This is a genomic window from Mycobacterium sp. E136 (assembly GCF_001666865.1).
Lineage (GTDB): Bacteria > Actinomycetota > Actinomycetes > Mycobacteriales > Mycobacteriaceae > Mycobacterium.
Map to the genome: position 1 here is coordinate 18,921 of NZ_LZJE01000189.1, position 9,276 is coordinate 28,196.

The 9,276-nt window shown below is 65.7% G+C and carries 12 protein-coding genes and 1 pseudogene; 4 read left to right on the top strand and 9 right to left on the bottom strand.

Annotated elements, in window-relative coordinates:
- Window positions 1-25: 25 nt before the first annotated feature.
- From A5698_RS12445 to A5698_RS12465, 5 genes are all read right to left on the bottom strand, one after another.
- Window positions 26-856, bottom strand: a complete 831-nt coding sequence (locus A5698_RS12445; RefSeq protein WP_067083490.1) for an LLM class F420-dependent oxidoreductase — start codon at window positions 854-856, stop codon at window positions 26-28.
- A gap of 57 nt (window positions 857-913) precedes the next feature.
- A complete protein-coding gene (locus tag A5698_RS12450) occupies window positions 914-1,450 on the bottom strand; it encodes a COG4315 family predicted lipoprotein (protein WP_067083517.1) in 537 nt (178 codons plus the stop codon).
- Window positions 1,451-1,584: 134 nt separating this feature from the next.
- Window positions 1,585-1,959 (bottom strand): thioredoxin, encoded by a 375-nt coding sequence (gene trxA / locus A5698_RS12455; RefSeq protein ID WP_068297012.1) that lies wholly within the window; start codon window positions 1,957-1,959, stop codon window positions 1,585-1,587.
- Window positions 1,960-2,001: 42 nt separating this feature from the next.
- Window positions 2,002-3,201: an NAD(P)/FAD-dependent oxidoreductase gene (locus A5698_RS12460; protein WP_067083487.1), complete on the bottom strand. Its 1,200-nt coding sequence runs from the start codon at window positions 3,199-3,201 to the stop codon at window positions 2,002-2,004.
- A gap of 15 nt (window positions 3,202-3,216) precedes the next feature.
- Window positions 3,217-4,596 (bottom strand): MBL fold metallo-hydrolase, encoded by a 1,380-nt coding sequence (locus A5698_RS12465; RefSeq protein ID WP_067083485.1) that lies wholly within the window; start codon window positions 4,594-4,596, stop codon window positions 3,217-3,219.
- A gap of 196 nt (window positions 4,597-4,792) precedes the next feature.
- Here A5698_RS12465 and A5698_RS12470 point away from each other — a divergent pair, with 196 nt between their 5' ends.
- The 3 genes from A5698_RS12470 to A5698_RS12480 are packed head-to-tail and all read left to right on the top strand — an operon-like array spanning window position 4,793 to window position 6,591.
- Window positions 4,793-5,386 carry a rhodanese-like domain-containing protein gene (locus A5698_RS12470; protein ID WP_068297014.1) on the top strand — a complete coding sequence of 198 codons (594 nt, stop codon included), beginning with the start codon at window positions 4,793-4,795 and terminating at the stop codon, window positions 5,384-5,386.
- A 6-nt stretch (window positions 5,387-5,392) separates the two neighbouring features.
- Window positions 5,393-6,268: a sulfite exporter TauE/SafE family protein gene (locus tag A5698_RS12475; RefSeq protein ID WP_068297020.1), complete on the top strand. Its 876-nt coding sequence runs from the start codon at window positions 5,393-5,395 to the stop codon at window positions 6,266-6,268.
- Complete coding sequence (locus A5698_RS12480; RefSeq protein WP_082950778.1) at window positions 6,265-6,591, top strand: metal-sensitive transcriptional regulator; 327 nt, start codon at window positions 6,265-6,267, stop codon at window positions 6,589-6,591. The genes A5698_RS12475 and A5698_RS12480 overlap by 4 nt, the downstream gene beginning before the upstream one ends.
- Before the next feature lie 27 nt (window positions 6,592-6,618).
- Here A5698_RS12480 and A5698_RS12485 read toward each other — a convergent pair whose 3' ends face one another.
- The 3 genes and pseudogenes from A5698_RS12485 to A5698_RS28585 form a co-directional block, all read right to left on the bottom strand.
- Window positions 6,619-6,960, bottom strand: coding sequence for a DUF202 domain-containing protein (locus A5698_RS12485; protein ID WP_067083480.1), 342 nt, complete (start codon window positions 6,958-6,960; stop codon window positions 6,619-6,621).
- 1 nt (window position 6,961) lies between these two features.
- A pseudogene (locus A5698_RS12490) lies at window positions 6,962-7,316 on the bottom strand (YidH family protein).
- The gene (locus A5698_RS28585; RefSeq protein ID WP_156670726.1) at window positions 7,313-7,489 is read right to left on the bottom strand and encodes a hypothetical protein; all 177 of its coding nucleotides are present in this window, start codon (window positions 7,487-7,489) and stop codon (window positions 7,313-7,315) included. The pseudogene A5698_RS12490 and the gene A5698_RS28585 overlap by 4 nt, the downstream one beginning before the upstream one ends.
- A gap of 256 nt (window positions 7,490-7,745) precedes the next feature.
- Between A5698_RS28585 and A5698_RS12495 the strand changes: the two genes are divergently transcribed.
- On the top strand, window positions 7,746-8,777 hold the full coding sequence (locus tag A5698_RS12495; RefSeq protein WP_068297023.1) for a fused (3R)-hydroxyacyl-ACP dehydratase subunits HadA/HadB: 1,032 nt from the start codon (window positions 7,746-7,748) through the stop codon (window positions 8,775-8,777).
- 174 nt (window positions 8,778-8,951) lie between these two features.
- Here the strand turns inward: A5698_RS12495 and A5698_RS12500 are convergent.
- On the bottom strand, window positions 8,952-9,276 hold a 325-nt coding region (locus tag A5698_RS12500; protein ID WP_231967389.1), incomplete at its 5' end, for a hypothetical protein.

Here is a 9,276-nt window from a genome sequence, read left to right on the forward strand (position 1 = left end):
GAGGGACAGCGGGACCCGGGAAGGCTCAGCCGCGGTACCGGGCAACCTTCGCCGCGTAGTCGTCGAGAAGTCGCAGCGACTCGTCGCGCGGTTTGGTGGGCAGCAGCAGGTTCGCCTGCCGGTAGCCGAGTTCGTCGAGGGCGCGCCAGTAGTCCGGGTCGATCGGAGTCCCGAACGTCGTCAACGGGACATCGCGGCTTGCGCCGTCCCGCATCTGGCCGATCCGTCTGGCCAGCCTCTCGACCGGCAGCGGATTGGACATCCACCCGGCACCGTGGCGAATCACCCGCTTGACCGTGGCGTCGGAGTCACCGCCGACCACGATCGGCGGATGCGGTTTCTGCACGGGCTTCGGGCGCAGATACGACGAATCGAAATCGACGAAGCGGCCGTGATACTCGGCCGGTTCGTCGGTCCACAGCGCTTTGATCGCCTCGATGCGCTCGTCGAGCAGCGCACCGCGCGTCTTCGGGTCGGTGCCGTGATGGCGTAACTCCTCGATGTTCCAGCCCGCGCCCACCCCGAACACGAAACGGCCATTCGAAATGAGGTCGATGCTGGCCGCCTCCTTGGCGGTGATGATCGGGTCACGCTGGATGAGAAGCGCGATACCGGTGATCAACTCGATCTTGGAGGTCACCGCCGCCGCCGCGGCGAGTGTGACGAACGGGTCCAGGGTCCGGTAGTAGATGGAGGGCAGCTCACCGCCCATGGGGTACGGCGACTGCCTGCTCGCCGGGATGTGAGTGTGCTCGGCGACCGCAAGCGCGTGAAAACCCCGCTCCTCGATCGCGCGGGCGAGGGTCACGGTGTCGATGGTGTCGTCGTTGACGAAGGTGGAGATCCCGAATTCCATGCGCGTCCTCACTGCCGTCGATGCGCCTGCCAACGTTGGTATGCGCGCGGCTATTCCTCAGGCCAGCGGTTCGCCCCACTTGGTCAGCACGTGCCATTCACCATCGAACATGTCGAGGCCCTGCCCGTTGGCGTCCCTGTCCGTCACGTCCCCCGCATACCGGTAGAGCGGGTGGCCCCGGTAGGTCACCTGGGCACGGCCGTCGCGACGCGGAACGGTCTTGGCCGCCGCCACGTCGATACCCGGTCCCCCGGCCGGGTCGGAATCGGCGAGCAGCGGAATCCATGTGTCTGCGCATTCGCCGTAGCAGGTGGGCCCGTTCGCCGCGTCCGTCGAGAAGACATACAGCGTGCGTCCGGTGCTGTCGACGATGATCTCGCCGAGGTCGCCGCGGTCATCGATCGCCAGCGACACGTCTCCGATGGGCGGGATCCGCTCATTGGACGGCGGTGGGTTGGGCGCAGGAGTGACCGCGTCGGTTCGCAACGCGGTCGCCGAAGCCCGTGTGCCCGAGGTTTCGGAGCTGTTCTGCGCTTGATTCTCCAGCGCAGAACAGCCGGTCACCGCCACGAGGCCCGTTGTCAGCAGCGACATGCATGCGACGTTGCGACACGCTGCGGCCGCAGTTCGTGGCGTGGGCATGATCGATTCATTTCCGTCGATGCCCGCGTTCAAACGTGTCGCGAAACCGATGATGCCTTTTGCCGCGGCTCGACGTCGGGGCCGAGTCAAGAAGCCGGCGCTGCCTTCCGTTCGGCGATCTTGGCGTGAACCTCGGCCATGTCGAGTGCTTTCACCCGGGTGATCAGGTCCTCGAGCGCTGCGGGATGCATCGCGCCGGCCTGCCGGTAGACGAGGACGCCGTCCCGGAACGCCATCACCGTCGGGATCGACGTGATCTCCAGCGCGGTGGCCAGGTCGAGCTCGCGTTGTGTGTCGACCTTGGCGTGCACGACATCGCGATGCGAATCCGAGGAGTGCTCGAATATCGGGGCGAAGGCACGGCACGGGCCGCACCACGATGCCCAGAAATCGACGAGCACGACCGGATTGTCCACGACGGTGGACTCGAAGTCGTCGTAGGTCAGGCTCTTCGTGGCCATGACCCTCTCCTTTCCGTATTTACTTGGGGGGCAGAAGAACTGCTACGCCAAGCCCTTCAGCATCAGATTCCAGTACATGAACGGCAACCCGTACTTCTTGAGGTACCAATAGCTGCGATGGGGCTTGGTCGGGTCGAGCAGGGGGAACGACGGGGTCACGTTCAGGTCGTAGTCGAACTCCGCCAGGAGCATCGCGTGCGAGGATGTCACGATCGGACACGACCCGTAGCCGTTGTACGAGGCGGTCAGCGGTCGGCCCGACAAATAGGACTCGATGTTGTCGACCACCACCGGGGCCTGTTTGCGGATCGCGGCACCGGTTTTCGAATTGGGTGAAGAACCGGCGTCACCGAGGCTGAACACGTTGGGATAGCGCACGTGTTGCATGGTGTGCTTGTCGATCTCGACGTATCCGTTCGCGTCGCCGGTCGACAGTGGACTCGACTTGATCCAGTCGGGCGCGGACTGGCGGGGCACCGCGTGCAGAACGTCATATGGCAGCACCGTGTCGGGTCCGCTATCTCCGACATGGGTCACGCCCGCCTTGTGCGCCGCCGCGTCGATGGACGTCACCTCCGCGTTGGTGTGCACGGTGATTCCGTAGTCGGCGGCGATCGCGTCCAGGTTGTCGGCGATCGCCGGGATGCCGAACAGTCGCGGCGTGGGCACCACCAGGTGTACGTCGATGTCCTTCAGCACGCCCTGCTTTCGCCAGTAGTCGCTGGCCAGGTAGGCGATCTTTTGGGGCGCTCCGGCACACTTGATCGGGCCGGACGGCATGGCGAACACCGCACTGCCCGAACGGAGGTTGCGAATGAATTCCCATGTGCGTGGCGCCAAGTCGAACCGGTAGTTCGACGACACTCCGTCTCTGCCGAGCGCGTGCTCCAGACCATCGGTGCGGTTCCAGTCCAACTGGATGCCGGGGCAGACCACGAGCACCTCGTACTCGTAGTCCGCTCCGTCGACACACGTGACGGTGTTGTTCTCCGGATCGACCCCAGCCGCTGCGTTCTTGATCCACTTCGCGCCCTTGGGCATCACCGACGCTTCGGGCCGTGCCGTCGTCGACGCCTTAGCCTGGCCGCCGCCTACCAGAGTCCATAGCGGTTGGTAGTAGTGCGTGTCGGACGGTTCGATGACGGCGACGTCCGAATAGCCGTTGCGCAGCAGCCGCGCGGCGACCGAGATGCCGGCGGTACCCCCACCGACGATGACGACTTGGTGTTTCGCGGTAGTCATGATCTCTCCCGCCGCTCAGGCGTTCTGGTGGGTTTCTTCCCAGGCGCCATAACCGCCCAGGATGTCACTGACATCGGTGAACCCGTTGTGCCGCAACAGGCTTGCGGCCACTGAAGACCGGTAGCCTCCGGCACAGTAGACGACGGTCGGCTTGGCCGGATCGAGCTCGCTCAGCCGGGCAGGCAGCTGGCCCACCGGGATCTCGATCGCGTTCGGGATCGTCCCCGCCGCAACCTCACCTGGGTTGCGCACGTCGACGATTTGTAGATCGGACAATTCCGAAACGCGTTGGTCGAAGGCCTTCGCCGTCAATCGGGACGCGATCTGGACGTCGTCCTGATGCTCGAGCATCGCCTCGAACGGCCGGTCCAGGTAGCCGATGACGCGGTCGAACCCGATGCGGGCGAGTCGGTTCTTGCCCTCCAACTCGTGCCCCGGCTCGGTGAACAGCACGATATCGACATCCGAGGGCACAACCGATCCGGCGAACTCGGCATAGCGGCCCTCGAGCCCGATGTTGACCGCATGGCGGAGGTGGCCCTGGGCGAACTCCTCGGGGCTGCGTCCGTCGACCAGCACGGCGCCGGCCTCGATCGCGCCCATCACCTGCTCATAGGTCATCGCCATCGGCCTCTTGGTCTCGTCCAGCAGTTCACGGTCCTTCCGATTGAGGATCGCGTCATAGACGAAGTAGCTCGGCGCCGGTGGCTGGCCCTCGGTGACCAACTCCATGAAGGTCGCCTTGTCCGCGGCGCGCAGCGCGTAGTTCGTCTCCTTCTGCTCGCCCATGGTCGACCACAGGTCGGTCGAGAGGTTCTTGCCACAGGCCGAACCCGCGCCGTGCGCCGGATACACCCGGGTCGCGTCGGGCAGGGTCATCAGCTTGGTGTGCAGCGAGTCGTAGAGCTTGTCGGCCAACTCCTCACGGGTGAAACCGATCGAGGCCAATAGGTCCGGGCGGCCGACGTCACCGATGAACAGGGCGTCACCGGTCAGCACACCGTAGGGCACGTCATCGCCGGAATGTTCGTAGACGACGATGCTCATCGACTCGGGGGTGTGGCCGGGGGTGTGCAGGAACTGCAAGGTCACGTCGCCCAGCGAATACCGCTCGCCGTCGGCGACGCCCATCGACTCGAACTCGGTCTCGGCGACCGACGAGTAGACGATCTTTGCGCCCGTGGCCTTCGCCAGCTCCAGGTGGCCGGACAGGAAGTCGGCGTGGAAGTGGGTCTCGATGACGAGTTCGATGGTGAAGCCGAACTCCCTGGCATCGAACAGGTACTCCGAAACGTCGCGCTGTGGGTCGACAACGACTGCGCGCCCAGTGGTTTCGTCGGCAATCAAATACGACGCATGGGACAGGCAGTCCAGGTAGTACTGGATGAATTTCATGGCGGCAGCCCTTTCGTTCGTTCGGCGAGCCTTGTGGCATCCACGTTGCAGATACCCCTATGGGTATGTCAAGGGACCTTTGCCCCCAAAATATTCCGTCTCTTCATTTACCCCTGGGGGTATGTGTAACATGGTGCCAACATACCCCCCGTGGTATCGGGTTCGCTACCCGAGCCCAATCTGAAAGGACAGCCACATGACCGCGCCCGCCGTCATCGACTCACAGAAACTCGTCGACCTGCTCAACTCCCCGACACCGCCTCGGGTCCTCGACGTCCGAACCCCGGGCGAGTTCGACACCGCACATATCGCCGGTGCCTATAACGTGCCGCTGGATTTGTTGCGCGAACACCGCGACGAGATCGTCCAGCACCTCGACGAAGACGTCGTGCTGGTCTGCCGCTCAGGTCAGCGTGCCGCCCAGGCGGAGGAGACGCTGCGCACGGCAGGGCTGGCCAATGTGCACATCCTCGCCGGCGGCATCACCGCATGGGAGGCCAAGGGATTCTCGGTCAACCGCGGGACCACACGTTGGGACCTCGAACGACAGGTCCGCCTGGCCGCAGGCGGCATCGTGCTCGCCAGCATCCTGGGCAGCATTGCCGTTCCCAAGCTCAAGTGGGTGGCCGGCGCCATCGGTGGCGGCCTCACGTTCGCGGCACTGTCCAACACGTGCGCCATGGGCATGATGTTGTCGAAGCTGCCCTACAACCGCGGGGCCACCTGCGACGCCCAGACGGTCGTGGCCCAACTCGTCGGCTCGGCTCCCGCAGACAAGACGGTGGGCTAGCAGATCATGGTTGCGCTCGCCATCGGCCTTGCCGTCTTCGTGGGTGTTGCATTGGGGTTGCTCGGGGGCGGCGGTTCCATCCTGACCGTTCCGCTGTTGGCCTACATCGCCGGCATGGATGCCAAACAGGCGATCGCCACTTCGCTTCTGGTCGTCGGCGTTACCAGTGCGATCGGCGCCGTCTCGCACGCTCGGGCCGGGCGAGTGCAGTGGCGCACTGGTCTGATCTTCGGCGGAGCCGGGATGGCCGGCGCCTACGGGGGCGGACTGCTGGCCCGCTTCATCCCGGGCACCGTTCTTCTCATCGGTTTCGCCGCCATGATGGTCGCCACCGCCGTCGCGATGCTGCGCGGCCGCAAGAACGTCGAGAACACCGGCGGCGACCACCACCTGCCGATTCCGAAGATCATCGCGGAGGGCCTGGTGGTGGGGTTGGTGACCGGCCTTGTCGGTGCCGGGGGCGGCTTCCTCGTGGTGCCCGCGCTCGCCTTGCTCGGCGGCTTGCCGATGCCTGTGGCAGTCGGCACCTCGCTCGTCGTGATCGCGATGAAGTCGTTCGCGGGCCTCGGCGGCTATCTGTCCAGCGTTGCCATCGACTGGACGGTCGCGTCGGCGGTGACCGCCGCGGCCGTGGTGGGCGCACTCATCGGCGCTCGGCTGACCGCGATGGTCAACCCCGATGCGCTGCGGCAGGCCTTCGGCTGGTTCGTACTCGTGATGTCCTCGGTCATCCTGGCTCAGGAGATCCACCTGAGCGTCGGGATCGCGGCCGCGGCGCTCACGTCGATCGCGGGTGGCCTGACGCTCGCGTGCACGCGTTACGCCCATTGCCCTCTGCGTCGCCTCACCGGCGCGGCCGCCTCCCGCAGGGCCCTCGCATGAACGCCGCCGATGCTGCCCCGGACTGCACCGCGTCGCCCGAAAATCGTTGCGCCGCAGCCGCTGACGAGGATGCGGTCGCCGTGGTGCTCAACCGGCTGCGCCGGGCCCAGGGACAGCTCGCCGGAGTGATCTCGATGATCGAACAAGGCCGGGACTGCCGGGACGTCGTGATCCAGTTGGCTGCGGTGACACGGGCGCTCGAAAAAGCCGGGTTGAAGATCCTCGTCACCGGCTTACGGGAGTGCCTGGCCGGCCAGACCTCGGATGGCCACCGACCGATGACGGAAGCCGAGTTGGAGAGGCTGTTTCTGGTCTTGGCCTGACCCCGCATATTTCGGGCTTACCGGGAGTCACACCGTGTACAGGAGTAGTACGACCACCACGGCTGCCGCGAAACCGGTTGTGGCGGCGCCGATGAACAACACTTCCAACTGCGGAGTGAACGTCACCATCCGGCCGTTCACCATCTGGCTGTTCCTGATCCGCCGTGACCGCCGGTAGCCCAGGGCGAGGACCAGAAGTGCGAGCAGCATCGCGGTGATTGCCAGCATGGCCCGCGCCGGACCCAGAGACCCGTGTCGCGGCAACAGCACCAGCGCTCCGACAACAAGGAAGCCGAACGAGCTTCTCTCCCAGGACAGCACTGTGCGCTCGGCCGGAAGCCCCGGTCCTTTCGTCAGACGGCCGCGCATCTCACTGCGCCGATGGCGGCCAGACGACCAGCACAACGAGGACCACCATGGTGACGACGAAGAGCGCGCCGCCGAGTAGCAGCGGAACATGGGTCGGCGGTAGGTCCTCGCCCCGGCGCATCGCGGATTGGAACCTGTTGCCAGCGCCGCACGGCCAACGCTGCCAGCAGACCACCGCTGGCGGTCAAGGCCACGCTGAGGCCGTGTCGCACCCCCGGGATCCCGAAGGACGGCACGAACTGGACGACGGCGATGCCACCGGCGATCAACGCCAGCGCCGTCCGGATCCACGCCAGGAAGGTCCGCTCGTTGGCCAACGTGAAGCGGTAATCCGGTTCCTCGCGCTCGGTACTCATCGAATCGCTTTCCCCTCGACGATGCGCCCCACGCGACCGGCGGTCCTCCCGCGCCATTGCTGCGGGGCGTCGGCGATCTTCGATCGCGCGGTCAGGTGGGCGGTGACCGCGGTCCGCAATCCTGACAGTTCCTCGTCCACATCGAGATGGGTGCCCCACACGATGGGCCTCACCTCGGCGGTTGATCCCAGCGTTCGTCGGTAGAGGTGAAAGGCGGGCGCCGCATGCGGACATCGTAGGACTGTGCGCTGAAATGCGGGCACACGCTTTCGAGACTCTTCATGCCCTTCGGTTGAGAGCCCTGGATGAAACTGACAGGACACCGCGAGTAGGGCCCAGCGCCATGGTCGGGGGCAGTACGGGCTGACCACCGGTTAGTGTGCTGTGGTCGGCCTTACGGACAAACCGGCAGAAAAGTTGAGTAGATCTATGACCGCAGCACCAGAGACGCCGGCGATCGAAGCGCGGGTCGGCCACTGGTACCAGATGGACGACAGCTACCTGGTCGGCCGCGAGAAGGTCCGCGAATACGCCCGTGCGGTGCAGGACTACCAACCTACGCATTGGGACGTCGCCGCCGCGGCTGAGCTGGGATATTCGGGTCTGGTCGCGCCGCTGACGTTCACGTCGGCCCCGGCTATGTCGTGCAACCGTCACATGTTCGAGCAAATCGTGGTCGGTTACGACACCTACCTGCAGACCGAGGAGGTCTTCGAGCAGCACCGCCCGATCGTGGCCGGCGACGAACTGGTCATCGACGTCGAGTTGACCTCGGTGCGCAGGATCGCCGGCCGGGATCTGATCACCGTGACCAACACCTTCACCGACACCGCCGGCGAGCGGGTACACACACTGCACACCACCGTCGTGGGTCTGACCAGCGAAGACCTCGATCCGGCGATCAAGACCGCCGTACACGCCAAGATGATGCACGACGTGGACATCCTTGCCGTAAGCGAGGCCGACAGCAGTTACGAGAGGTCCGTGCGGCCCGAGGGCGAGTTCCGGATCGCCGACGGTGGGCTGACCCGCGCACCTGGGACGCCGTCGTTCGACGAGCTGAAGGTCGGTGACGAGCTGCCGGTGCGCCACACGCGATTGTCCCGCGGCGACCTGGTCAACTACGCAGGCGTCGCCGGTGACGCAAATCCGATCCACTGGGACGAGGACATCGCCAAGCTGGCCGGGCTCCCGGACGTGATCGCCCACGGCATGCTCACCATGGGGCTCGGCGCCGGGTTCGTCTCCGCCTGGTCGGGCGACCCGGGCGCGGTGACGCGGTACGCGGTGCGGCTCTCCGCACCCGCGATCGTCTCCGCCGAGGAGGGCGCCGACATCGAGTTCAGCGGCAGGATCAAGTCGCTGGACCCCGAGACCCGCTCGGGCGTCATCGTGGTGGCGGCGAAATCGGCCGGCAAGAAGATCTTCGGCCTGGCGACGATGCACATCCGCTTCCGCTGACGCGCACCCGGCAGTGACTACCCGCCGCCGGGCGGAACGCGCAGACCCGAGCGTGCGACAAAACATCGGTGCCGTCGATGCTGGGTCCGATCAATTCCGTTCTGGCGGACCGTGAATCGCAGTCGCTGTTCGGGTTGGCCCACCTTGGTGCGGTGATCCATCCGGATCGTCGCGTCAGCAGAGCTGGAGGTTGGCGCGGCTGACGATGTCCATCGCCGCGCCGGTCGAGATGCCGAGGTCCGCGCTGACCATCTTGACGGCGTCCGGTGCCAGCACGCCGGAGCTGATGGCCGCGCAGGCCCGTTGCCCCTCTGTGAGCAACTCCTCCGCAGTCAGGAACGCGTACCGGGGTTGCAGCTCGCGCAGGTATTCGTCCTCCGACGCTGCGGCGGGTGCCGCCAGGACAACTCCGAGAGTCGCCAGCGCGGCCGCAACACGGACGATGAGGAGCATCTCGAACCTCCATCGGATCGGCTGGTTCCGTTCGTCAGGCAGGTCA

Excerpts from the sequence above, each read along its gene's own strand:
- A5698_RS12445 (WP_067083490.1), bottom strand. The coding sequence starts at position 856 with ATGGAATTCGGGATCTCCACCTTCGTCAACGACGACACCATCGACACC.
- A5698_RS12450 (WP_067083517.1), bottom strand. The coding sequence starts at position 1,450 with ATGTCGCTGCTGACAACGGGCCTCGTGGCGGTGACCGGCTGTTCTGCG.
- trxA (WP_068297012.1), bottom strand. The coding sequence starts at position 1,959 with ATGGCCACGAAGAGCCTGACCTACGACGACTTCGAGTCCACCGTCGTG.
- A5698_RS12460 (WP_067083487.1), bottom strand. The coding sequence starts at position 3,201 with ATGACTACCGCGAAACACCAAGTCGTCATCGTCGGTGGGGGTACCGCC.
- A5698_RS12465 (WP_067083485.1), bottom strand. The coding sequence starts at position 4,596 with ATGAAATTCATCCAGTACTACCTGGACTGCCTGTCCCATGCGTCGTAT.
- A5698_RS12470 (WP_068297014.1), top strand. The coding sequence starts at position 4,793 with ATGACCGCGCCCGCCGTCATCGACTCACAGAAACTCGTCGACCTGCTC.
- A5698_RS12475 (WP_068297020.1), top strand. The coding sequence starts at position 5,393 with ATGGTTGCGCTCGCCATCGGCCTTGCCGTCTTCGTGGGTGTTGCATTG.
- A5698_RS12480 (WP_082950778.1), top strand. The coding sequence starts at position 6,265 with ATGAACGCCGCCGATGCTGCCCCGGACTGCACCGCGTCGCCCGAAAAT.
- A5698_RS12485 (WP_067083480.1), bottom strand. The coding sequence starts at position 6,960 with ATGCGCGGCCGTCTGACGAAAGGACCGGGGCTTCCGGCCGAGCGCACA.
- A5698_RS12495 (WP_068297023.1), top strand. The coding sequence starts at position 7,746 with ATGACCGCAGCACCAGAGACGCCGGCGATCGAAGCGCGGGTCGGCCAC.